At 73.2% G+C, this 23,496-nt stretch carries 21 protein-coding genes; 12 read left to right on the plus strand and 9 right to left on the minus strand.

The window, feature by feature from the left end; genetic code table 11:
* Positions 1-12 precede the first annotated feature (12 nt).
* A complete protein-coding gene (gene meaB / locus ACIF8T_RS30860) occupies positions 13-978 on the minus strand; it encodes a methylmalonyl Co-A mutase-associated GTPase MeaB (RefSeq protein WP_400039500.1) in 966 nt (321 codons plus the stop codon).
* A gap of 38 nt (positions 979-1,016) precedes the next feature.
* Positions 1,017-2,216, minus strand: coding sequence for an acetyl-CoA C-acetyltransferase (locus ACIF8T_RS30865; RefSeq protein WP_400039501.1), 1,200 nt, complete (start codon positions 2,214-2,216; stop codon positions 1,017-1,019).
* A gap of 146 nt (positions 2,217-2,362) precedes the next feature.
* Between ACIF8T_RS30865 and mce the strand changes: the two genes are divergently transcribed.
* From mce to ACIF8T_RS30900, 7 genes are all read left to right on the plus strand, one after another.
* Positions 2,363-2,803, plus strand: coding sequence for a methylmalonyl-CoA epimerase (mce, locus tag ACIF8T_RS30870; RefSeq protein WP_400039502.1), 441 nt, complete (start codon positions 2,363-2,365; stop codon positions 2,801-2,803).
* Between the two features lie 211 nt (positions 2,804-3,014).
* Positions 3,015-6,995 carry a polarized growth protein Scy gene (gene scy / locus ACIF8T_RS30875; protein ID WP_400039504.1) on the plus strand — a complete coding sequence of 1,327 codons (3,981 nt, stop codon included), beginning with the start codon at positions 3,015-3,017 and terminating at the stop codon, positions 6,993-6,995.
* A gap of 309 nt (positions 6,996-7,304) precedes the next feature.
* Positions 7,305-8,243, plus strand: coding sequence for a cellulose-binding protein (locus ACIF8T_RS30880; protein ID WP_400039505.1), 939 nt, complete (start codon positions 7,305-7,307; stop codon positions 8,241-8,243).
* Between the two features lie 86 nt (positions 8,244-8,329).
* Positions 8,330-9,304 (plus strand): ABC transporter ATP-binding protein, encoded by a 975-nt coding sequence (locus tag ACIF8T_RS30885; protein WP_400039507.1) that lies wholly within the window; start codon positions 8,330-8,332, stop codon positions 9,302-9,304.
* 1 nt (position 9,305) lies between these two features.
* On the plus strand, positions 9,306-10,076 hold the full coding sequence (locus ACIF8T_RS30890; protein ID WP_400039509.1) for an ABC transporter permease: 771 nt from the start codon (positions 9,306-9,308) through the stop codon (positions 10,074-10,076).
* Positions 10,077-10,197: 121 nt separating this feature from the next.
* On the plus strand, positions 10,198-11,511 hold the full coding sequence (locus ACIF8T_RS30895; protein WP_400039510.1) for an ABC transporter ATP-binding protein: 1,314 nt from the start codon (positions 10,198-10,200) through the stop codon (positions 11,509-11,511).
* Positions 11,508-12,377, plus strand: coding sequence for an ABC transporter permease (locus tag ACIF8T_RS30900; RefSeq protein WP_400039512.1), 870 nt, complete (start codon positions 11,508-11,510; stop codon positions 12,375-12,377). Before ACIF8T_RS30895 ends, ACIF8T_RS30900 begins: the two co-directional genes overlap by 4 nt.
* A 5-nt stretch (positions 12,378-12,382) precedes the next feature.
* Here the strand turns inward: ACIF8T_RS30900 and ACIF8T_RS30905 are convergent, their stop codons facing one another.
* Positions 12,383-12,715 carry an ATP/GTP-binding protein gene (locus ACIF8T_RS30905; protein WP_400039514.1) on the minus strand — a complete coding sequence of 111 codons (333 nt, stop codon included), beginning with the start codon at positions 12,713-12,715 and terminating at the stop codon, positions 12,383-12,385.
* Between the two features lie 240 nt (positions 12,716-12,955).
* On the opposite strand from ACIF8T_RS30905, the gene ACIF8T_RS30910 reads away from it, so the two are divergent.
* Positions 12,956-13,984, plus strand: coding sequence for an LLM class flavin-dependent oxidoreductase (locus ACIF8T_RS30910; RefSeq protein WP_400039515.1), 1,029 nt, complete (start codon positions 12,956-12,958; stop codon positions 13,982-13,984).
* A gap of 132 nt (positions 13,985-14,116) precedes the next feature.
* Here the strand turns inward: ACIF8T_RS30910 and ACIF8T_RS30915 are convergent, their stop codons facing one another.
* Positions 14,117-14,509: an SCO5389 family protein gene (locus tag ACIF8T_RS30915; RefSeq protein WP_381021397.1), complete on the minus strand. Its 393-nt coding sequence runs from the start codon at positions 14,507-14,509 to the stop codon at positions 14,117-14,119.
* A 298-nt stretch (positions 14,510-14,807) separates the two neighbouring features.
* On the opposite strand from ACIF8T_RS30915, the gene nucS reads away from it, so the two are divergent.
* Entirely contained in the window at positions 14,808-15,479 is a 672-nt protein-coding gene (gene nucS / locus ACIF8T_RS30920; protein ID WP_400039517.1) for an endonuclease NucS, read from the plus strand.
* Between the two features lie 91 nt (positions 15,480-15,570).
* Here nucS and ACIF8T_RS30925 read toward each other — a convergent pair whose 3' ends face one another.
* From ACIF8T_RS30925 to ACIF8T_RS30940, 4 genes are all read right to left on the minus strand, one after another.
* Positions 15,571-18,252: an ATP-binding protein gene (locus tag ACIF8T_RS30925; protein ID WP_400039518.1), complete on the minus strand. Its 2,682-nt coding sequence runs from the start codon at positions 18,250-18,252 to the stop codon at positions 15,571-15,573.
* 264 nt (positions 18,253-18,516) lie between these two features.
* Positions 18,517-18,840 carry an STAS domain-containing protein gene (locus tag ACIF8T_RS30930; protein ID WP_400039519.1) on the minus strand — a complete coding sequence of 108 codons (324 nt, stop codon included), beginning with the start codon at positions 18,838-18,840 and terminating at the stop codon, positions 18,517-18,519.
* A 163-nt stretch (positions 18,841-19,003) separates the two neighbouring features.
* Positions 19,004-19,852 (minus strand): 3-hydroxyacyl-CoA dehydrogenase family protein, encoded by an 849-nt coding sequence (locus ACIF8T_RS30935; RefSeq protein ID WP_400039521.1) that lies wholly within the window; start codon positions 19,850-19,852, stop codon positions 19,004-19,006.
* 123 nt (positions 19,853-19,975) lie between these two features.
* Positions 19,976-20,617 carry a TetR/AcrR family transcriptional regulator gene (locus ACIF8T_RS30940; RefSeq protein WP_400039523.1) on the minus strand — a complete coding sequence of 214 codons (642 nt, stop codon included), beginning with the start codon at positions 20,615-20,617 and terminating at the stop codon, positions 19,976-19,978.
* A gap of 79 nt (positions 20,618-20,696) precedes the next feature.
* Between ACIF8T_RS30940 and ACIF8T_RS30945 the strand changes: the two genes are divergently transcribed.
* The 3 genes from ACIF8T_RS30945 to ACIF8T_RS30955 are packed head-to-tail and all read left to right on the plus strand — an operon-like array spanning position 20,697 to position 22,823.
* Positions 20,697-21,488 (plus strand): ABC transporter ATP-binding protein, encoded by a 792-nt coding sequence (locus ACIF8T_RS30945; RefSeq protein WP_400039524.1) that lies wholly within the window; start codon positions 20,697-20,699, stop codon positions 21,486-21,488.
* Positions 21,488-22,237: an ABC transporter permease gene (locus ACIF8T_RS30950; protein WP_400039526.1), complete on the plus strand. Its 750-nt coding sequence runs from the start codon at positions 21,488-21,490 to the stop codon at positions 22,235-22,237. The genes ACIF8T_RS30945 and ACIF8T_RS30950 overlap by 1 nt, the downstream gene beginning before the upstream one ends.
* A gap of 13 nt (positions 22,238-22,250) precedes the next feature.
* Positions 22,251-22,823, plus strand: coding sequence for a cob(I)yrinic acid a,c-diamide adenosyltransferase (locus ACIF8T_RS30955; protein ID WP_400039528.1), 573 nt, complete (start codon positions 22,251-22,253; stop codon positions 22,821-22,823).
* 22 nt (positions 22,824-22,845) lie between these two features.
* Here the strand turns inward: ACIF8T_RS30955 and ACIF8T_RS30960 are convergent, their stop codons facing one another.
* A complete protein-coding gene (locus ACIF8T_RS30960; RefSeq protein WP_400039529.1) occupies positions 22,846-23,424 on the minus strand; it encodes a hypothetical protein in 579 nt (192 codons plus the stop codon).
* Positions 23,425-23,496 lie beyond the last annotated feature (72 nt).

A 23,496-nucleotide genomic window follows, 5' to 3' on the forward strand; every position in this document is an offset into this window, starting at 1 on the left:
GCAGGCACCCGTTCAGCCGCCGGAGGACTCCGTGAGGCCCGCCACCAGTTCGTCCGCGGCGCGGTAGGGGTCCAGCCGGCCCGCCACGATCCGCTCGGCCAGCGCGCCCAGGCGCCGGTCGCCGTGCAGGTCGCCGATGCGTTCGCGCAGGGCCGTGACCGCGATGGTCTCCACCTCGCGGGCGGCCCGCGCCCGCCGCCGCTCGGCGAGGACGCCCCGCTCCTCCATCCAGGCCCGGTGCTTCTCCAGCGCCTCGACCACCTCGTCGACGCCCTCGCCGCGCGCGGCGACCGTCTTGACGATCGGGGGACGCCAGTCGCCGGGCCCCCGGGACTCGCCGAGGCCCAGCATGTGGTTCAGCTCCCGGGCGGTCGCGTCGGCGCCGTCCCGGTCCGCCTTGTTGACGACGTACACGTCGCCGATCTCGAGGATGCCCGCCTTGGCCGCCTGGATGCCGTCGCCCATGCCGGGCGCCAGCAGCACCACCGAGGTGTCCGCCTGGGAGGCGATCTCGACCTCCGACTGGCCGACGCCCACCGTCTCGACGAGGACCACGTCGCACCCGGCCGCGTCCAGCACGCGGATCGCCTGCGGGGCGGCCCACGCGAGGCCGCCCAGGTGGCCCCGCGTCGCCATCGAGCGGATGTACACGCCCGGGTCGGAGGCGTGCTCCGACATCCGGACGCGGTCACCGAGCAGGGCGCCCCCGGAGAACGGCGACGACGGGTCCACCGCGAGGACGCCGACCCGCTTGCCCTGCCGGCGGTACGCCGTCACCAGCGCCGAGGTCGAGGTCGACTTGCCGACCCCGGGCGAACCCGTCAGGCCCACCACGTACGCCCCGCCGGTCAGCGGAGCGAGCGCCGCCATGACCTCCCTGAGCTGCGGGGACGCCCCCTCCACCAGGGAGATCAGCCGGGCCACGGCCCGCGGGCGCCCTTCCCTGGCCTGGGCCACCAGCGTGGAGACGTCCTGCATCACAGCTCCGTTCCGAGAGAGTCGGTCGAGTCGAACCGTCAGGCCTTCGGCACCCGCACGATCAGCGCGTCGCCCTGGCCTCCGCCGCCGCACAGCGCGGCCGCGCCGACCCCGCCGCCGCGCCGCTTCAGCTCCAGCGCCAGGTGCAGCACGAGACGGGCGCCGGACATGCCGATCGGGTGCCCCAGGGCGATGGCCCCACCGTTGACGTTCACCTTTTCGGTGGACACGCCGAGGTCCTTCATCGACTGGACGGCGACCGCGGCGAAGGCTTCGTTGATCTCGATGAGGTCCAGGTCCGAGACCTCCAGGCCCTCCTTCTTCAGGGCGTGCAGGATCGCGTTGGACGGCTGTGACTGGAGCGAGTTGTCCGGGCCCGCCACGTTGCCGTGGGCGCCGATCTCGGCGATCCAGTCCAGGCCGAGCTCCTGGGCCTTGGCCTTGCTCATCACCACGACCGCGGCGGCGCCGTCGGAGATCTGCGACGAGGAGCCCGCCGTGATGGTGCCGTCCTTGGAGAACGCCGGGCGCAGCTTGCCCAGCGACTCGGCGGTGGTGTCCCCGCGGATGCCCTCGTCCTTGCTGAAGAGCACCGGGTCGCCCTTGCGCTGCGGGATCTCGACCGGGGTGATCTCGGCGTCGAAGACGCCGTTCTTCTGGGCCGCGGCGGCGCGCTGGTGGGACAGCGCCGCGATCTCGTCCTGCTCGGCCCGCCCGATGCCCAGCCGGGTGTTGTGCTTCTCCGTCGACTCGCCCATGGCGATGTTCTCGAAGGCGTCGGTCAGACCGTCGTACGCCATGGCGTCCAGCATCTGGACGGCGCCGTACTTGAAGCCCTCGCGGGACTTGGGCAGCAGGTGGGGGGCGTTGGTCATCGACTCCTGGCCGCCGGCGACGACGATGTCGAACTCACCCGCGCGGATCAGCTGGTCGGCCAGCGCGATCGCGTCGAGGCCGGACAGGCACACCTTGTTGATGGTGAGCGCCGGGACGTTCATCGGGATGCCCGCCTTGACCGCGGCCTGCCGCGCCGGGATCTGCCCCGCCCCGGCCTGGAGCACCTGGCCCATGATCACGTACTGCACCTGGTCGCCGCCGATCCCCGCACGGTCGAGGGCGGCCTTGATCGCGAAGCCGCCCAGGTCGGCCCCGGAGAAGGACTTCAGCGAGCCGAGCAGCCGTCCCATGGGTGTCCGGGCGCCCGCGACGATCACGGAACTGTTCGTTGCAGATGACATGAGCTGCGATCCCCTTACCGGCTGCACAGCCGAGGAGTGAACGAGGGTTTACCCGAATGTACTGAGCGGTATCCCGCCCGTCATCGGGCTGTCGGTGTGATCGCGCGCACGTTGCGTAACCACCTCCGGAGCGCTGCACTGAGTCCATGCTGACGCGAATCGACCACATCGGAATCGCCTGCCACGACCTCGACGCGACCGTCGAGTTCTACCGTGCCACCTACGGCTTCGAGGTGTTCCACACCGAGGTCAACGAGGAGCAGGGCGTGCGCGAGGCCATGCTCAAGATCAACGATACGTCGGACGGCGGCGCTTCGTACCTCCAGCTGCTCGAACCGACCCGCGAGGACTCCACCGTCGCGAAGTGGCTGGCGAAGAACGGCGAGGGCGTCCACCACATCGCCTTCGGCACGGCGGACGTCGACGGGGACGCGGCCGCCATCAAGGACAAGGGCGTCCGCGTCCTGTACGAAGAGCCCCGGCGCGGCTCCATGGGGTCACGGATCACCTTCCTTCACCCCAAGGACTGCCACGGTGTCCTGACAGAACTGGTCACTTCCGCGCCTGTTGAGTCACCTGAGCACTGACCCCCGTACATAAGGGCCGGTAGGGTTGGGTGCGGTCGCCACCCGATCCGGGGGCGGCCGCATGCCGGGGTCCGGGTTTCGGGGGACGAGCGTCGGGGCAGCAGCCCATGCTCCGCCGTTGATCTGACACCATTCCCCGGGGGCCCCGTTCGGCGGATGGACGGAGCTCGTATGGGCAGACTTGCGACCAGGGGACGGATGGGACCGCGCAGTGCGGGGCTACGAGAGCCAGGAGCGAGAGCCGGCGGCTGACGTCGACCACCTCTCTCGGTTCGAAGCCGAGATGAAGCGGCTGAAGACCGAGCGGGAAAAGGCGATCCAGCACGCCGAGGACCTCGGCTACCAGGTCGAGGTGCTGCGCGCCAAGCTGCACGAGGCGCGGCGCACCATCATGTCCCGGCCCGCCTACGACAGCGCCGACATCGGCTACCAGGCCGAGCAGTTGCTGCGCAACGCGCAGATGCAGGCCGACCAGATCCGGGCCGACGCCGAGCGCGAGCTCAGCCAGGCCCGGGCGCAGACCCAGCGGATCCTGCAGGAGCACGCCGAGCAGGCCGCCCGCCTCCAGGCGGAGCTGCACCAGGAGGCGGTGACCCGCCGCCAGCAGCTCGACCAGGAGCTCGCCGAGCGCCGGCAGACCGTCGAGTCGCACGTCAACGAGAACGTGGCGTGGGCGGAGCAGCTGCGCGCCCGCACCGAGCAGCAGGCCCGCCGGCTGCTGGAGGAGTCCCGCGCCGAGGCCGAGCAGGCCATGGCCGCCGCGCGCGCCGAGGCCGAGCGGCTGACCGCCGAGGCCCGCCAGCGCCTGCAGAGCGAGGCCGAGGCGGCCCGCGCGGAGGCCGAGCAGCTGCTGCGCCGCGCCCGCGCGGACGCCGAGCGGCTGCTGAACGCCGCCTCCACCCAGGCCCAGGAGGCCACCGACCACGCCGAGCAGCTGCGCACCTCCACGGCGAGCGAGTCGGAGGCCGCGCGCCGCCAGGCCCAGGAGCTGAGCCGGGCCGCCGAGCAGCGCATCGCGGAGGCCGACACGGCGCTGCGCGAGGCGCGCACCGAGGCCGAGAAGCTGGTCGCGGAGGCCAAGGAGGCCGCGGCCAAGGCCCTGGCGAGCGCCGAGGCCGCCAACGAGACCCGTACGCGCACGGCCAAGGAGCAGGTCGCCCGGCTGGTCGAGGAGGCCACCAAGGAGGCCGAGTCCACCAAGGCGGAGGCCGAGCAGCTCGTCGCCGACGCCCGCGCCGAGGCCGAGAAGCTGCTCGCCGAGGCCGTGGAGAAGGCCCGCAGCGTCACCGCCGAGGAGGCCGCGACCCAGCTGTCCAAGGCGGCCCGGACCGCCGAGGACGTGCTCAACAAGGCGTCCGAGGACGCCAAACGGACCACGCGGGCCGCGGCCGAGGAGGCCGAGCGGATCCGCAAGGAGGCCGAGGCCGAGGCGGACCGGCTGCGCGCCGAGGCGCACGACATCGCCGAGCAGCTCAAGGGCGCGGCGAAGGACGACACCAAGGAGTACCGCGCCAAGACCGTCGAGCTGCAGGAGGAGGCCCGCCGGCTGCGCGGCGAGGCCGAGCAGCTGCGCGCCGACGCGGTCGACGAGGGCGAGAAGATCCGCGCCGGGGCCCGCAAGGAGGCCGTGGCGCAGATCGAGGAGGCCGCCCGGACCGCCGAGGAGCTGCTCGCGAAGGCCAAGGCCGACGCGGACGAGCTGCGGCAGACCGCCCAGACCGACAGCGAGAAGGTCCGCACCGAGGCCATCGAGCGCGCCACGACGCTGCGCCGGCAGGCCGAGGAGACCCTCCAGCGCACCCGCCAGGAGGCCGAGCGGCACCGCGAGGAGGCCGCCGAGGAGGCCGAGGCCCTCAAGGCGGACGCCGAACGGGCCGCGCGCGAGCTGCGCGAGGAGGCCGAGCGGGCCGTCGCGGCCCGGCGGGCCGAGGCCGCCGAGGAGCTGTCGCGGCTCCAGAAGGAGGCCGAGGAGCGGCTGTCCGCCGCCGAGCAGGCGCTGGGCGAGGCCCGCGAGGAGGCCGAGCGGATCCGCCGCGAGGCCGCCGAGGAGACCGAGCGGCTGCGCGCCGAGGGCGCCGAGCGGATCCGTACCCTTCGGCAGCAGGCCGAGGAGGAGGCCGACCGGCTGCGCACCGAGGCCGCGGCCGACGCGTCCGCCTCGCGCGCCGAGGGCGAGGCCGTCGCCGTGCGGCTGCGGTCGGAGGCCGCGGCGGAGGCCGAGCGGCTGCGCACCGAGGCGCAGGAGACCGCCGACCGGGTGCGGGCGGAGGCACAGGCCGCCGCCGAGCGGCTGGCCGCCGAGGCGTCCGAGACGCTGGCCGCCGCCCAGGAGGAGGCCGCCCGGCGCCGCCGCGAGTCCGAGGAACTGCTCGGCGCGGCCCGCCAGGAGGCCGACCAGGAGCGCGAGCGGGCCCGCGAGCAGAGCGAGGAGCTGCTGGCCTCCGCGCGCAAGCGCGTGGAGGAGGCGCAGGCCGAGGCGCTGCGCCTGGTGGAGGAGGCCGACCGGCGCGCCGGCGAGATGGTGTCCGCGGCCGAGCAGCACGCCCAGCAGGTCCGCGACTCCGTCGCCGGACTGCAGGAGCAGGCTCAGGAGGAGATCGCCGGGCTGCGCAGCGCCGCCGAGCACGCGGCGGACCGCACCCGCCGGGAGGCCGAGGAGGAGGCGGACCGGGTCCGTTCCGACGCCTACGCCGAGCGCGAGCGGGCCACGGAGGACGCCAACCGGGTGCGCCGGGAGGCCCGGGAGGAGTCCGAGGCCGCCAAGGCGCTCGCCGAGCGCACGGTGTCCGAGGCGATCGCCGAGGCCGAGCGGATCCGCACCGACGTCGCCGAGCACGCCCAGCGGGTGCGCACCGAGGCGTCGGACACCATCGCGGAGGCCGAGCAGAGCGCGGCGCGCACCCGGGCCGACGCCCGCGAGGACGCCAACCGCATCCGCTCGGACGCGGCCACGCAGGCCGACACCCTCATCACCGAGGCGCGCGCCGAGGCGGAGCGGCTCACCACGGAGACGGTCGCGGACACCGACCGGCTGCGCATGGAGACGGTCGCCGAGGCCGAACGCGTCCGCACCGAGGCCCTCGCGGAGTCCGAGCGGGTGCGCACCGAGGCCCGCACCGAGGCCGACCGCGTCCTCGGCGAGGCGGCCGCCGAGGCCGAGCGGGTGCGGTCCGAGTCCGTCGCCCGGGCCGAGCAGCTGGTCGGCGACGCCACGACGGACGCCGAGCGGCTGCGGGCCGAGGCGGCCGAGACGGTCGGCTCCGCGCAGGCGCACGCCGAGCGGATCCGCACCGAGGCCGAACGCGTCAAGGCGGACGCCGAGGCGGAGGCGGAGCGGCTGGTGTCCACCGCGCGCGAGGAGGCCGAGCGCACCCTCGACGAGGCACGCAAGGAGGCCAACAAGCGGCGCTCCGAGGCGGCCGAGCAGGTCGACAAGCTCATCACGGAGACCACGGCCGAGGCGGACAAGCTGCTCACCGAGGCGCAGCAGCAGGCGCTGAAGACCACCGCGGACGCCGAGTCGCAGGCCGACACGATGGTCGGCGCGGCCCGCACGGAGGCCGAGCGGATCGTCGCCGAGTCCACCGTCGAGGGCAACTCGCTGGTGGAGAAGGCCCGTACGGACGCGGACGAGCTGCTGGTCGGCGCGCGCCGGGACGCCACGCAGATCCGGGAGCGCGCCGAGGAGCTGCGCGACCGCATCACCTCGGAGATCGAGGAGCTGCACGAGCGGGCCCGCCGTGAGGCCGCCGAGACGATGAAGTCGACCGGCGACCGCTGCGACGCGCTCATCAAGGCCGCCGAGGAGCAGCTCGCCAAGGCCGAGGCGAAGGCCAAGGAGCTCGTCTCCGAGGCCAACTCCGAGGCGGGCAAGGTGCGGATCGCCGCGGTGAAGAAGGCCGAGGGCCTACTGAAGGAGGCCGAGCAGAAGAAGGCCACCCTCATCAAGGAGGCCGAGGAGCTCAAGGCCGAGGCGATCCGCGAGGCGCGGCGCACGGTCGAGGAGGGCAAGCGCGAGCTAGAGATCCTGGTGCGGCGCCGCGAGGACATCAACGCCGAGATCTCCCGTGTGCAGGACGTCCTGGAGGCGCTGGAGTCCTTCGAGGCGCCGCCCGCGGGCAAGGACAACGGGGTCAAGGCCGGCGCGGCGGCCGGCGCAACCCGATCGGGTGGCAAGTCGCAGGAAAGCTAGCACCGGCCCCGTACGACGGGCCAGACTGGCACCGCGGCGCCGTGGAGGGGACGGCCGGGCGGGGCCGCCCGCTCCGGCGACGCCGGCGGGGTGGGCCCCGGCACGGACCTCCGGAGGAGGTTCCGGGCGGAAGGGACGAATCCGGTGGCTGCCGGGACCCTTGACCAAGTCTTTGGCAAGCGGTCTCGCGGTCAGCCACCCAAAAGGGGTCTCATTCTCCGTATCAAACGCGCATCCGCTCGATGACACACCGTTCCGGGCCCTAGGATTCCCTCTATCACCTCACCGGTCTCATTCGACAGGAACCCCATGAGCGACACTTCCCCCTACGGCTTCGAGCTTGTGCGGCGTGGGTACGACCGCGCTCAGGTGGACGAACGTATCTCCAAGCTCGTCTCCGACCGTGACAGTGCTCTCGCCCGCATCACCGCTCTGGAGAAGCGCATCGAGGAGCTCCACCTCGAGACGCAGAACGCCCAGGCCCAGGTCACCGACGCCGAGCCGTCGTACGCGGGTCTCGGCGCGCGCGTGGAGAAGATCCTCCGTCTCGCCGAGGAGGAGGCGAAGGACCTGCGCGAGGAGGCCCGGCGCGCGGCGGAGCAGCACCGCGAGCTCGCCGAGTCCGCCGCCCAGCAGGTGCGCAACGACGCCGAGTCGTACGCCTCCGAGCGCAAGGCGAAGGCCGAGGACGAGGGCCTGCGGATCGTCGAGAAGGCCAAGAGTGACGCGGCTCAGCTGCGGTCCGAGGCGCAGAAGGACGCGCAGTCCAAGCGCGAGGAGGCGGACGCCCTCTTCGAGGAGACCCGCGCCAAGGCCGCGCAGGCCGCCGCCGACTTCGAGACGAATCTCGCCAAGCGCCGCGAGCAGTCCGAGCGCGACCTGGCCTCCCGTCAGGCCAAGGCCGAGAAGCGTCTGGCCGAGATCGAGCACCGCGCCGAGCAGCTGCGCCTGGAGGCCGAGAAGCTGCGCACCGACGCCGAGCGCCGCGCCCGCCAGACGGTGGAGACCGCCCAGCGCCAGGCCGAGGACATCGTGGCCGACGCCAACGCCAAGGCCGACCGGATCCGTTCGGAATCCGAGCGCGAGCTCGCGGCCCTCACCAACCGCCGCGACTCCATCAACGCCCAGCTGACGAACGTCCGCGAGATGCTCGCCACGCTGACCGGCGCCGCGGTGGCCGCGGCCGGCACGCCGTCCACGGACGACGAGCCGATCTCCCGCGGGGTCCCGGCCCAGCAGTCCCGGTAACGCCCCGGCGTACGGCGGCTGAAAACCTGCGGAGCCCCCTGTCACTGCGGTGGCAGGGGGCTCCGTCCCGTTCTAGCGTGGGCGGCATGATCGAGCTCGAGGGGCTGACCAAGCGGTACGGCGAGAAGGTGGCGGTGAACAACCTGTCCTTCACCGTCAGACCGGGTATCGTCACGGGCTTCCTCGGTCCCAACGGCGCGGGCAAGTCGACGACGATGCGGATGATCCTCGGTCTGGACCGGCCCACCGCCGGCGACGTCCGCATCGACGGCAAGCACTACCACCAGCTCAAGGACCCGCTGACGTACATCGGCGCCCTGCTGGAGGCCCGCGGCGTGCACCCGGGCCGCAGCGCCCACAACCACCTGCTCTGCCTGGCCCAGAGCAACGGCATCTCGAAGCGGCGGGTGCACGAGGTGCTGGACACCGTCGGACTGACGGCCGTCGCGAAGAAGAAGGCCAAGGGGTTCTCGCTCGGCATGGGGCAGCGGCTCGGCATCGCCGCCGCGCTGCTGGGCGACCCGCGCATCCTGATGTTCGACGAGCCGGTCAACGGGCTCGACCCGGAGGGCATCCACTGGATCCGCACCCTGATGAAGTCCCTCGCGTCGCAGGGGCGGACGGTGTTCGTCTCCAGCCACCTGATGAGCGAGATGGCGCTGACCGCCGATCACCTGGTCGTCATCGGGCAGGGGCGGCTGCTCGCCGACACCTCGATGGCCGACTTCATCGCGCAGAACTCCCGGTCCTACGTCCGGATCCGCACCCCGCAGCGGGAGCGGCTGCTGGACGTGCTGCAAGGAGCGGGCATCACGGCCGTGGAGACCGGCGGCGGGGTGCTGGAGGTGGACGGCGGCAAGGCGGAGCACATCGGCGAGCTGGCCGCCCGGCACCGGATCACGCTGCACGAGCTCAGTCCGCAACAGGCCTCGCTGGAGGAGGCGTTCATGCGGCTGACCGCCGAGTCGGTGGAGTACCACGCGCACACCGGGACGCCGCCCGCCGGGCAGGCGCCGGCGCAGGCGCAAGCGCCGTGGGGCGAGGGCTGGAGGAAGGGCTGAGATGGCGGCGACCCAGGTCATCCGATCGGAGTGGACCAAGATCCGGTCGGTGGCGTCCACCGTCTGGACGCTCTCCCTCGCGGTGGTGGTCACCATCGCCCTCGGCATGCTCATCTCCGCGCTGTCGAAGAGCGAGTTCGACCGCATGGACGCGCGCGCCCGGCTCGACTTCGACCCGACGTTCATCAGCTTCGCCGGGATGAGCCTCGGTCAGCTCGCGATGATCGTGTTCGGGGTGCTCGTCGTGTCGAACGAGTACAGCACCGGCATGATCCGCACCTCGCTGGCCGCCGTCCCGAAGCGGGGCACCTTCCTCTTCAGCAAGATCGCGGTCGCCACCGGACTCGCCCTCGTGGTCGGCCTGGCCACCAGCTTCGCCACCTTCTTCCTCGGCCAGGCGATGCTCGGCGAGCACCGGGCGGCCCTCGGCGACACCGGCGTGCTGCGGGCGGTCATCGGCGGCGGGCTGTACATGACCCTCATCGCGATGTTCTCCATGGGCGTCGCCGCGATGCTGCGCTCCCCGATGCTGTCGCTGGGCATCCTCATGCCGTTCTTCTTCCTGATCTCGAACATCCTGGGCAACGTCGACGCGACGAAGAAGGTGGGGCGGTTCCTGCCCGACCAGGCCGGCAGCCGCATCATGCAGGTGGTGACGCCCGTCGACGACGACGTGCCGTACGGGCCGTGGGGCGGACTCGGGATCATGGCGCTGTGGGTGCTCGCCGCGCTCGCCGGCGGCTACCTGCTGCTGAAGAAGCGGGACGCGTAGGGCGGATCCGGGGGTGGTCCTTTACCCGCTCTTGAGCGGAACCGTCAGCGCCTGGATATCCTCCTAACCCTTATGGGGGGCGTGTGCCCCGCTGTCCTGAACCTTTCGATGGGTGCGGAGCATGATCGAGGCAGTCGGCCTGACCAAGCGCTACGGCGACAAGACCGCTGTGTACAACCTTTCCTTCCAGGTGCGGCCCGGCGCCGTCACCGGCTTCCTCGGGCCCAACGGCTCGGGCAAGTCGACGACGATGCGGATGATCCTGGGCCTGGACAATCCCACCGCGGGTCATGTGACGATCGGCGGCTTCCCGTACCGCAAGCTGCCCAACGCCCCCCGCCAGGTCGGCGCCCTGCTCGACGCCAAGGCCGTGCACGGCGGCCGGACCGCCCGCAGCCACCTGCTGAGCCTGGCCCAGCTGTCGGGCATCCCGGCCCGGCGGGTGGACGAGGTGCTCGGCGTGGTCGGTCTCCAGGACGTGGCCCGCAGGCGCTCCAAGGGGTTCTCCCTCGGCATGGGCCAGCGGCTCGGCATCGCCGCCGCGCTGCTCGGCGACCCGCAGGTGCTGCTGTTCGACGAGCCGGTCAACGGCCTCGACCCCGAGGGCATCCTCTGGGTGCGCAACCTGATGAAGTCCCTCGCCGCGGAGGGGCGGACCGTGTTCGTCTCCAGCCACCTCATGAGCGAGATGGCGCTGACCGCCGACCACCTCATCGTCATCGGGCGCGGCCAGCTGCTCGCCGACATGAGCGTGAAGGACTTCATCTCGGCCAATTCCGCCGACTTCGCGCGCGTGCGGACGCCGGACACCGAGCCGCAGCAGCGGGAGAAGCTGTCGGCCGCGCTGACCGAGGCCGGCGGGCACGTGCTGCCCGAGCAGGACGGGGCGCTGCGCGTCACGGGCCTGCCGCTGCCGCGCATCAGCGACATCGCGCACGGCCACGACGTACGGCTGTGGGAGCTGTCCCCGCACCAGGCCTCGCTGGAGGAGGCGTACATGCGGATGACGCAGAGCGCCGTCGACTACCGCTCGACGATCGACCAGAAGGAAGGGCTCCAGCAGCCGCCGGCGCCCGGCGCGCAGCCGCCGGTGCCGGTGCCCGGCCAGGGCCAGCCCGGCTGGTACGCCCCGCCGCCGCCCCAGCAGGGCGGCCAGCCGTTCGCGCACCACGCGCCGCAGGGCGTGCCGGGCCAGGCGCCGGGCGGGCCGTACGGCGCTCCGGCCGTGCCGGGGGGCGCGCAGGGCGCTCCGGGCGCGGGTGCGCCCAACCCGTACGCCCAGCCCGCACCCGCCGCGCCCGCCGCCTCCGCCGTGCCCCAGGCACCGGCCCAGCAGCCCGCGCGGCCCGCCGCCGCCCCGGCCGCCCCGCAGCAGGCGCCCGCCGCGCAGCCCGCCGCTCCGACCGACCTGACCAAGCCCGAGGACGCCCGATGAGCACGCCCCAGCCCCCGATGCCGCAGGCCGCGCCGCACTGGCAGGCGGCGCCCGGTCCGTCGTACGCCACCTACACCTCGCCGATCCCGGTGGTGCGCACGCATCTCGGGCACGCGATCGCCTCCGAGTGGACGAAGATCAGGTCGGTGCGCTCCACGATGTGGACGCTCGGCGTCTTCGTCCTGCTGGTGGTCGGCATCGGCCTGCTGACCGCCGTGCTGGTCGCCGCCAACTCCCCGGAGGACAGCCTGAGCGGGGAGAACCCGCTGTCGTTCGGTGTGTTCGGGCTGCTCCTCGGCAGCATCTGCGTCATCACGCTCGGCGTGCTGACCACGGCCTCCGAGTACAGCACCGGCATGATCCGGACCACGATGACCGCGTGCCCGACGCGGGGGCGGGTCCTCGCGGCCAAGGCGATCGTCTTCTTCGCGGTCGCCTTCGGGGTGACGCTCGCCTCCACCCTGGTCGTGGCCCTGGCGGACGTGGCCCTGCTGAGCGGGGCCGCGGAGCCGTCCGGCGAGGAGTGGCTGAAGGGCACGGTCGGCGTCTCGGCCTACATCGCGCTGCTCGGACTGCTCTCGCTGGTCGTCGGCTCGGTCGTCCGGCACTCGGCGGGCGCCATCACCCTGATGATCGGCGTCCTGCTGGCGCCCCTGGTCATCGCGCTGTTCATGTTCTCGCAGTCGCTGGAGGGCCTGCGCGAGGCGCTGTTCGAGTACTCCATCCCGAACCAGCTCGGCGTCTTCTACACCAACTCCCTCACCGACTCCGGCCCGTCCGGCTGGGACCCGCTGTGGATCATGCTCGGCGTGACGGCCGCCGCGTTCGCCAGCGCGCTCGCGCTGCTGCAGAGGCGGGACGTGTAAGGCCCCTAGAACCGCGGCGCGTTACGGGACCGCTGCACCCGCGTGGTGCGGCGGTCCTTCGCGTTCCAGCACGCCTTGTGCCAGTGCCGGCGCTCGTCGACGCCCGAGTGCTCGGGCCAGGCCACCACGTGCGGCACCCCGTCGGGGATCAGCTGGTCGCAGCCGGGGCAGCGGTACGCCTTGCCCTGCGCGCTGGCGCCCGCCACGTGCCGGACGTTCCACTCCTCGCCCTGCCACGTCTCCGAGGACTGCCAGCCGCCGTACCGGCCGGAGCGGTCGTCCTCGGCGCTCAGGCCGGACGAACCGGTTCCCTTGGGTCGGTTGCGACGCGGGGACACGGGACACCTCACGGGGCTATACAGGGAGCACGGGCCTTGTCCAGCCTACGCGGCGCCGACGGGGGCAGGCGTACACCGTCCACCGCTCCGGTGCCTCCCCGGGGCGGCCGGTGCTCCCGCCCGGCGGCCCATTCTGCAGACAATCCGCAAAATCATCCGCCCGGCCGTGTCCTCGGCACGTGTCAGACGGTTATGCCCCGCGGGGGAGCTCCCGTGTCGGAGCCAAGGAAGCAGGAAGCAATGCGCGTTGGAAGTTTCGTGTTGGGCGCCCGGTTCCCCGGTCAGGGCGAGGGGGAGGCGCTGCACCGCGCGGTCCGCTCGGCCGAGGTGGCCGAGGAGGCGGGGCTCGACACGGTCTGGCTGGCCGAGCACCACTTCGTGCCGTACGGCACCTGCCCGTCGGCCGTCACCCTGGCCGCCCTCCTGCTGGGCCGCACCCGCCGCGTCCGGGTCGGCACGGCGGTGAGCGTGCTGCCCACCACCCACCCCGTGACCCTCGGCGAACAGGCCGCGCTGCTGCACCTCACGAGCAACGGGCGTTTCACGCTGGGCGTCGGCCGCGGCGGTCCGTGGGTCGACCTGGAGGTGTTCGGCACGGGTCTCGCGGCGTACGAGACGGGGTTCCCGGAAGCGCTCGACCTGCTGCTGCGCTGGTTGCGCGAACCGTCGGTCGCCGCCGACGGCGAGCGCTACCGGTTCCGCGAAGTGCCCGTCGTGCCACGGCCGTCGGAGGCCCTGACGGAGGCCGAGGGACCGGAGGTCGTCGTCGCCTGCACCTCTCCGGCGAGCGTGCGGCTGGCCGCCGAGCGCGGGCTGCCGATGCTGCTCGGGATGCACATCGGGGACGAGGAGAAGGCCGAGATGATCGCCCTGTGGCGGCAGCACGCCCGCGCGGCCGGCCGGCCGGCCGAGGAGGTGCACGGCGCGGCCCATGTGTCCGCCGGCGTCTGCCAGATCGCCGACCGGCGCACGGACGCGGCGGAGACGCTGCTGAAGGCGATGCCGGGCTGGCTGCGGCAGGGGCTCCAGGCCCACGTCACGGTGGACGGCCGGGTGCGCCGGATGCGCGACCCGCTCGCCTACACCGAGCTGCTCTGCGGACTGCACCCGGTGGGCACCCCGCGGCTGTGCGCCGACCGGCTGGCGGCGACCAGCGAGCGGACCGGCATCTCCCGCTTCGCGCTGCTCGTCGAGGGCTCCGGCGACCTGGCGGCGACCGAGGAGAACGTACGGCGGCTCGGGGCCGAGGTGCTCCCCCAACTCGGCTGAGCCGGTGGGCCGCCGGCCGGGCGGCCGTGCCCCCCGGGGGACTCCCGTCCCCCGGGGAACGTCACGGACGGCGTGCCGCTCCGTACCCACGCGCCTCAGGCACGCGGAGCGGCGGGCGGGCGACGGCCCGCGTCAGCAGTCGCGCAGCTCCGGCGACTGGTTCAGCAGCTGACTGCGGACCGAGGTGAAACGTGCCAGCGTCTCGTCGACCGAGGAGTCAAGCGGGAACACCGCCACCCGGTGGCAGTTCTGGAAGGCCAGCCGCACACCGAAGTGCCGTTGCAGCGCGCCGCGTATCGCGTCACTCGCGAGCGCACGCAGCAGCTGACCGCGTGCCTGCTCGTCCGGCGGGGGCGTCTGGTTGTCGGCGAACTGGCCGCCGTCCACCTTCAGCTGAGCCACCAGGGAGCTGACCATCTCCCACGCGTAGGGCAGGGAGGTCCGGACGCAGTCGACGAAGGCAGCTTCGTCGACCTCGCCTCGCTCGGCCTGTTCGAGTAGGGCCGGTGAGACGTCGAGCGACATGGGTTCTCCTCTCGCACCCCCAACCAGCAGGGGTTGCCTGACAGATGAGGGAGCCCGCGATGCCGACACGCTGTGTACACGCCTCGCGACCTCCCGTTCACTACGGTAAGCAACGGACGGTGACGGCACCAGGAAAATCCCCGGATGGGGAACATCCTGTGGGCCGGTAATCGGCCACCGCGCAACAGGCGTGTACCCGAACAAGTGGGGCGGCCGGCGGCCCCTCGCGCCCCGGGCGCGCCGGGACGCAGACGGGCGAATCGCGCGCACCCGGGCCCGTCGAGTAGCGTTGCGGACCATGCGTCTCGTCATTGCCCGCTGCTCCGTGGACTACGCCGGGCGGCTCACCGCCCACCTCCCCTCGGCCCCCCGCCTGATCCTGGTCAAGGCGGACGGCAGCGTCTCCATTCACGCTGATGACCGGGCCTACAAGCCCCTGAACTGGATGTCGCCGCCCTGCACGCTGAAGGAGGGCACCGGCGAGGAGGAGGGCGTCTGGACCGTCGTCAACAAGGCGGGCGAGAAGCTCATCATCACGATGGAGGAGATCCTGCACGACTCCTCGCACGAACTGGGCGTGGACCCCGGCCTGATCAAGGACGGCGTGGAAGCGCACCTGCAGGAGCTGCTCGCCGACCGCATCGACGTGCTCGGCGAGGGCTACACCCTCATCCGCCGCGAGTACCCGACGGCCATCGGGCCCGTCGACATCCTGTGCCGGGACGCCGCGGGGCAGACCGTCGCGGTCGAGATCAAGCGGCGCGGCGAGATCGACGGCGTGGAGCAACTCACCCGCTACCTGGAGCTGTTGAACCGCGACCCCCATCTGGCGCCGGTGCGCGGCATCTTCGCCGCCCAGGAGATCAAGCCGCAGGCCCGCGTCCTGGCGACCGACCGGGGCATCGGCTGCCAGGTGCTCGACTACGACGCGCTGCGCGGCATCGAGGACGACAAGCTGCGGCTGTTCTGAGGACGACGGGCCGCGGCCGTGCCGCGCGGCCGTACGAAGCCCACAGGGCCGGGTCCGTGCGGACCCGGCCCTGCGGCGTGTGCGGCACCTCTCAGATCATCTGGGCCGAGCCACTGCTCGGGGAGTCCGTGCCGCTGCTCTCCGACGCGCTCTCCGACGCGCCGGCGGGCGCGCTGGAGACCGGGGCGCTGGACGCCGGGCCGCTCGCCGAGTCGGACGTCGACGGGGTCGACGGCGGCGGCTCGGAGGTGGGCGGCTCCGAGGTCGGCGGTTCGGAGGTGGGCGGCTCGGAGGTCGGCGGCTTCGACGTGGGCGGCTTGCTGGTCGGCGGCTCGGCGGTGGGCGACGACGGCTTCGGGGACGTCGGCGGCTTCGACGTCGGGGTCTTCGTCGGGTCGTCCGGGTCCGGGCTCCCGCTCGGGTCGTCCGACGGCTTCGCCGAGGCCGTGCCCGTCGGCGTCGGGTCGTCGGACGTGCCCGGCGTGCCGTCCGGGCCCGGGTCGGTGGGACGGCTCGTCGCCGAGCCGGTGTCCCCGCCGTCCCGCGCGGTCGGGTCGGCGCCGAGGCTGCCGCCGTCCACGCCCTGGCTGGCGGACGGGTTGACGCCGACCTGGTCGGACGGGGTGCCCGCGTCGTTGTCGGAGGTGGCGCCCAGGGTGACGACCGTGCCGAGCACGGCGACGAGCAGGGCGCCCGCGCCGGCCGCGACGAGGTTCCGCTTGGCCAGGCCCTTCAGGCCGCCCCCCGCGTTGCGCGACGGCACGGTCCGCGACGGCCCCGGCACCGCGCGGTGCGCGACCACGGCCACGTCGGCCGGGGGCTGGAGGGCGGGGAACGCCACCGGGACCCCGCGGGGCGGCGACGCCGACTCCTCGGACCGGGCGTCGGGCACCTCCTCCCCCGCCGTCGGCCCGAGCCCCGCCGTACCGAGGGCCAGCGGTGTGCCGGAGCGGTCGGCGACCAGGGCGAGGGCGCGGCGGCCGGCGACGGTGCCGCGCTTGTCGGCGAGCGCGCCGCGCAGGCCGATGGCGGCCTCCAGTTCGGCGCGGGCCCGGTCGAGCTGCCCGCCGCACAGGGCGAGGATGCCGAGCTCGTGGTGGAAGTAGGCCTGTTCGGCGACGTCCCCGGCGAGCCGGGCCGACTCGGCGCCGGCGCGCAGCGCCCGTTCCCAGGCGCTCCAGTGCAGGCCGGCGGCGAAGGCGGGCGCCGCCGTGCGGGCCAGCTGCACGGCGGGGCTCCCCTCGTCCTCGTCGGCCGGCGCGTCCGCCCCGGGCTCCGGTGCGGACGTGCGCCGGGGCGAGGTGGCCGGGGCCAGCACGGCGAGGGCGGCCAGCAGCGCGTCCGCCTCGGCGCACACGCGTTCCGGGGTGACCGAGGGGTGCCCGGCCCACCAGGCGTAGTGCCGGGCGGCGGCCAGGGCCCGGTCGTGGACGTCCTCGGCGTACCCGGCGGCCTCCAGCTGGGTGAGCACCCCGGCGGCGAGCCGGTAGCGTGAACCCACCGGGGAGACCAGGCCGCAGGCGGCCAGCTCGCCGAGCGCGGCGTCCGCGTGGGTGTCGCCGACCAGGGCGGGCAGGTGCGCCTGGTGCGGCACCTCGCCGCCGAGGGCGACGGCGAAGCGCAGGGTGGCCCGCGCGGAGGAGCTCAGCCGGGCGGCGAGCAGCGGCGCGGGGGCGGCGGCCTCGCCGAGCGAGGGCAGGGCCGTCCCTTCGGCGTCGGTGTCGGCGTCGTCGAGCGGCAGGTCGTCGGGCCGGGCGTCCTCGAACACGCCGAACTCGTCGACGGCGCGGCTCCCGGCCCGCAGCCGGTCGCGCTGCCGCAGCAGGGCGCCCGCCTGGACGAACCGCAGCGGCAGTCCCTCGGACTCGAACCACAGGTCGCCCGCCCAGTTCGCCTCGTCCTCGGTGAGGCGGCGGCCGACGGCGTGCTCCAGCAGGTCCAGGCCGGCCGCGCGGTCGAGACCGCTGAGGGAGACCTCCTCGACGGCCGCGTCGGCGGACGGGGCGGGCACGTCCGGGGTGGCGGCGAACAGGAAGGCGCACTCGGGGGTGGCGGCCAGCAGGTCGTCGAGGGCGGCGCCGCCGAACTCGACGTCGTCGAGGACGACGACCGCGCCGATCTGCCGGACGGACTCCAGCAGTTCGTCCTGATCCGGCCGGTGCAGGGGGGCGTCGTGCACGGCGTAGAACAGGTCGTGGAGCAGCTCGTCGGCCGTGCGGCGGTAGCCGCTGAGGCGGACCACCCCGTCGGGGGCGAGGTCCGCGCAGTCGTCGGCGACGAGGTCGAGGAGCCGGGTGCGCCCGGAGCCGCCGGGGCCGGTGAGCCGGACGGAGCGGCCGCGGGCGAGGAGCCGCACCAGCCGTTCGCGCTCCTCCTGGCGGGCCAGCAGCGGCAGCGCGGGCAGCGCCGGGCCGGGCGGCACGGGCGGCTTGGCCGCGCGGTCCGCCTCGGCGCGCTCGGCCGCGGTGCGCCGGGCGGGCGCGCCGGGCCGCTCGGCGGGCGGGCACGCCTCGATCTCGCTGCCGTCGACGGGGTTGACGGTCAGCAGGAAGTCGCCGGCGACGAGCTGCACCGTGCGGGCGAGCGCCGGCGCGTGCTGGCCGAAGTCGGAGGTGAGGGATTCCCGGGGCGGGCGCTGGCGCGGCGCCTGGCCTCCCCCGGTCTCGAATCCTTCCCCGCTCCCGGCTTCGCCCGGGCGGGGGGACCCCCATGACCGGGAGGTGCCTTCACCGCCCCGGCCGTACTCCTCGGGTCCCCGGTTGTTCGGGTCCATAGGTCCAAGCCCCCCAAAAGCGTCGTGTGCCTTCAAGCCCCTCCCGGCCTTGCTGCACACCGCGCTGTCGCTTCTGGTCCGGTCCCGCTCGAGGGTTGCAGGGCAGCGGGCAGCCGAACCCTAAACCTTCGCTCAGTATCTACGACAGTCCGGGGTACCGCGCCGTCCGAGACGTCACAGTCTCGTGAGGATTGTGCGCGTCGTACGAGGTGCCGACGCCGGCCCGGGTCTCCCCGGTCGCGCGGTTCACACCCGTACGGGACGTCACACGCGGGGCAGGCTCTCCACCCCGATGCCCCCTTCGATCGCCAGGATCCGGTGCAGCCGGGTGGCCACCAGCAGGCGCTGCATCTGCGGCGGTACGTCCCGCAGCACCAGCCGCCGGCCGCAGCGGCCGGCCCGCCGGTGGGCACCCATGATCACGCCGAGTCCGGTGGCGTCCCAGGAGTCCAGTTCGGACAGGTCGAGCACGAGGTCGCCGACTCCGCCGTCGACGGCCGAGTGCAGGGCCGTACGGGCGTCCGCCGCGCTGCGGACGTCGAGGCGGCCCCCGACGACCAGCTCGGCGTGGTCGCCCCTGATGTGCATATGCGCTCCCCGTGCGTGCGTCTCGTGCTCCGCGTGGTCCGATTCCGTTCCGATACCGGTGATGCAACCTCTGACTGCGTTCCGGGGCCGGAGGTTGCCGTCCGTTGGAGAACCGATACCGAATTCACCCCGAGGTGTGATGCGCCAGGGGGCGTGTGCGGTTTCAGTGCTTGTAGAAGCCCTGCCCGCTCTTGCGTCCGATGTCACCGGCGTCAACCATCCGGCGCATCAGCTCGGGCGCCGCGAACTTCTCGTCCTGGGACTCGGTGTAGATGTTGCCGGTGGCGTGCAGCAGGATGTCGACGCCGGTGAGGTCGGCGGTGGCCAGCGGGCCCATGGCGTGCCCGAAGCCCAGCTTGCACGCGAGGTCGATGTCCTCGGCGCTGGCCACGCCCGACTCGTACAGCTTGGCGGCCTCGACGACGAGGGCGCAGATGAGCCGGGTGGTGACGAAGCCGGCGACGTCCCGGTTGACGACGATGCAGGTCTTGCCGACCGACTCGGCGAACTCCCGGGCCCGGGCGAGGGTTTCGTCGCTGGTCTTGTAGCCCCGGACGAGCTCGCACAGCTGCATCATCGGCACCGGCGAGAAGAAGTGCGTGCCGACGACCCGCTCCGGGCGCTCCGTCACGGCCGCGATCTTGGTGATCGGGATGGCGGAGGTGTTGGAGGCGAGCACCGCGTCCTCGCGCACGATCTTGTCGAGGGCGCGGAAGATCTCGTGCTTGACCTCGAGCTTCTCGAAGACGGCCTCGACGACGACGTCCGCGTCAGCCGCGGCGTCCAGGTCGGTGGTGGCGGTGATGCGGGCGAGGGCGGCGTCGGCGTCGTGCGCCTCCATCTTCCCCTTGCTCACGAACTTGTCGTACGAGGCCTTGATGCCGTCGGTGCCGCGCGTCAGCGCCTCGTCGGTGACGTCGCGCAGGACGACCTCCCAGCCCGCCTGCGCCGAGACCTGGGCGATGCCGGACCCCATCAGGCCGGCTCCGATGACGGCGAGCTTCCGTGCCACTGTGCGACTCCCCTGATACGCGCTGTCGTTTCTCTCCGGCGGACATTAGCGGGCGTGAGGGCCCGTGTGACCGGGAAGTAATGCGCGTCACGTCTCACATGACGGACATCACACCGGGGTGGGTCACGGCGCGCCCCGTACGGCGTAGTTGAGGACCTTCTCGCCGAGCAGCTCCTCCATCTCGTCGAGCAGCGCGAGCACCGTGCGGGACACCTCGGCGGGTGTGCCGCCGGCCATCATGTGCCGGCCGACGGCGGACATGACCGTCTGGTGCAGCCAGTTGACCTGGCCGGCGATCAGGCCCGGCACCGGGTCGTCGGGGCCGGCGCCGGTCTCCTCGCGCAGGGTGCGCTCCAGGTCGTCGACGACCTCCTGGCCGATGGCCCAGAGCCGCGAACGCAGGGCGGGCGACTCGTGAATCACCGTCATGAAACGGGCGTATCCCTCCATCAGGCCCATCCGCGGCGAGACCGACTCGACCTCGTCGCGCAGTTCCCGCAGGACCGCCTCGGCGGCGGACTCGCCGTCGCGCCGGCCGCGCACCCACCGGGAGAGCCGGTCGACGACCTCCCTGGACCGGTCGAGGAACAGGTCCTCCTTGGCCGGGAAGTAGTTGTAGACCGTGTTGACCGAGACGTTCGCGGCCTCGGCGACCTCCGCGACGGTCACCGCGTCGAAGCCGCGCTCGACGAACAGCCCCGTGGCGACATCGGAGATGTGCTGCCGGGTCTGCCGCTTCTTCCGTTCCCTGAGTCCCTCGGCCATGCCCGCATCCTAACTTCGCTGGGGTTCCTCGAATCTTGGGGACATTGCAAAATTTAAGTGACTCTGTTTTTCTGGGGTCATGACCCTCATCAGTACGGCCGGTCTGGCCCGTACCTTCCTGACGAAGAGCGGCCCCGTGGAGGCCGTGCGCGGCATCGACCTCACCGTCCGCGCGGGCGAGATCCTCGGCTTCCTCGGCCCGAACGGCGCCGGCAAGACGACCACGCTCCGCATGCTCACCACGCTGCTGGCGCCCACCGGCGGCACGGCCACCGTCGCCGGCCACGACCTGGCGGCCGACCCCGCGGCGGTCCGGCGGGCCTGCGGCTACGTGGCGCAGTCCGGCGGCGTCGACCCGCAGCTCACCGTGCGGGAGGAACTGGTCACCCAAGGGCGCCTGTACCGCCTGACGAAGACGCGAGCGGTCGAGCGCGCCGGGGAGCTGGCGCGCGACCTCGGCCTGCACGGCCTGCTGGAGCGCAGGTGCGCCGCGCTCTCCGGCGGCCAGCGCCGCCGCCTCGACATCGCCATGGCCCTCACCCACCGCCCGAAGGTGCTCTTCCTCGACGAACCGACCACCGGCCTCGACCCCGGCAGCCGCGCCGACCTGTGGGACCTGGTGCGCCGGCTGCGCGACGAGCACGGCACCACCGTCTTCCTGACCACCCACTACCTCGACGAGGCAGACGCCCTCTCCGACCGCCTGGTGATCGTCGACCGGGGCGTGGTGGCGGCCGAGGGCACGCCGAGCGCGCTGAAACTGCGGTACGGCGGCTCGCTCGACGCCTCGCTGCAGGACACGTTCCTCGCCGTCACCGGCCGCAGCACCACTCCCGCCGACGCCGCCCCCACAGCCGTACAGGACTTCTGATGCTGTTGCACGACACCGCGCTCATCTACGGCCGCTACCTGCGCCAGTCCCTCCGTTCCCGGTTCGCCCTGCTCTTCGGCGTCCTGATGCCGCTGCTCTACCTGGTGTTCTTCGGGCCGCTGCTCACCGAGCTGCCGCTCGGCGGCCAGGGCAGCTCCTGGCAGGTGCTCGTCCCCGGGCTGCTGCTCCAACTGGGTCTCTTCGGAGCCTCGTTCGCCGGCTTCGCGATCATCATCGAGAAGGGGCACGGGGTGGTGGAACGCATGCTGGTCACACCCGTCAGCCGTCTCGCCCTGCTGCTCGGCCGGGCCCTGCGGGAGGCCACCGTCCTCGTCTTCCAGGCGGTGCTGCTGGTGCTGGCGGCGGTCGCCATGGGCCTGCGCGCCCCCCTGCCCGGCGTGCTGATCGGCTTCGCGTTCGTCGCCCTGCTCACGCTCTCGCTGGCGTCGCTGTCGTACGCGCTCGCGATGCGGATGAGCACCCCGCAGGGGTTCGGCCCGGCGGTCAACGCGCTGACCCTGCCGGCCATGCTGCTGTCGGGCCTGATGCTCCCGATGAGCCTCGGCCCGGCCTGGCTGGACGTCCTCTCCCGCCTGATGCCGTTCCGCCATCTGGTCGACGCGGTGCGGGACGCCTACCTCGGCTCCTACACGACGGCGCACATGCTGTACGGCACCCTGGTGGCCGTCGGCCTCACGGTGGTCGCCGTGACAGTGGGCACACGAGTGTTCCGGAGGGCCGGAGCGTAACTACGCTGGCCGCATGGTCAATCTGACGCGCATCTACACGAGGACCGGCGACCGGGGCACCACCGCCCTCGGCGACATGAGCCGGGTCCCGAAGACCGACCTGCGCATCGCCGCGTACGCCGACGCCAACGAGGCCAACGCGGTGATCGGCACGGCGATCGCGCTGGGCGGTCTGGAGGAGGAGATCGTCACGGTCCTCACCCGCGTCCAGAACGACCTGTTCGACGTGGGCGCGGACCTGTCGACGCCGGTGGTGGAGAACCCGGAGTTCCCGCCGCTGCGGGTGGAGCAGTTCTACGTCGACAAGCTGGAGGCGGACTGCGACCGCTTCCTCGAACGGCTGGAGAAGCTGCGCTCCTTCATCCTGCCGGGCGGCACCCCGGGCGCGGCCCTGCTGCACCAGGCGTGCACGGTCGTGCGCCGGGCCGAGCGCTCGACGTGGGCCGCGCTGGAGGCGCACGGCGAGACGATGAACCCGCTGACGGCGACCTACCTCAACCGTCTGTCGGACCTGCTGTTCATCCTGGCGCGCACGGCCAACAAGGAGAACGGCGACGTGCTGTGGGTGCCGGGCGGCGAGCGCTGAGGGGCCGGGCGCCCGGCCCCGTTCACCGGCCCGCCCGCTCCTTCTCCCGGAGCGCCCCGGCGCCGTCCGCCGGGGCCTTCTTCGGCCAGACCGCGTACGACAGCGCGATCAGGCCGTGGATGCCGGCCGCGCGCCAGGCGAGGTGCATCCAGTCGGTCAGGGAGCCCGTGCGGCCCGGGTCGTCGACGTACCAGACGGCGATCTGGAGCAGCGCGGTCGCCACCGCGGCGGCCGTCAGCGTGCCCAGCCACACCCTGCCCTCGTGCCGGGCGCGGGCCGTGCCGTGGCGCGGCGGCCGGGGCGGGGGCGGGCCGCCCCCGAGGCGGTGGGCGGCGTGGCCGTCGAGCCACCGGACCGTGCGGTGGCCGTGGCCGACCGTGTACCCGATGTAGAGCGCGGCCAGGCCGTGCGCCCAGTCCGGCTCGGCGCCGTGCTTCAGGTCGAGCGCGGTGACGACCAGCAGGACGACCTCCAGCAGCGGCTCGCACAGCAGCAGCGCCAGGCCCGTACGCGGCATCCGCAGCAGGTAGCGGAAGGCCAGGCCGGCCACCAGCAGCACCCAGAAGCCGATCTCGCAGGCGGCGATCAAGGCGACGATCACGGTTCGCTCCTCTCGGTCACCCCTCCAGGCTCCCGGCGGGATCCGCCGCACGCGTCGTCGCCGGTGACGAAA

It is taken from the genome of Streptomyces sp. NPDC085946 (assembly GCF_044540485.1).
Classification (GTDB): Bacteria; Actinomycetota; Actinomycetes; order Streptomycetales; family Streptomycetaceae; genus Streptomyces.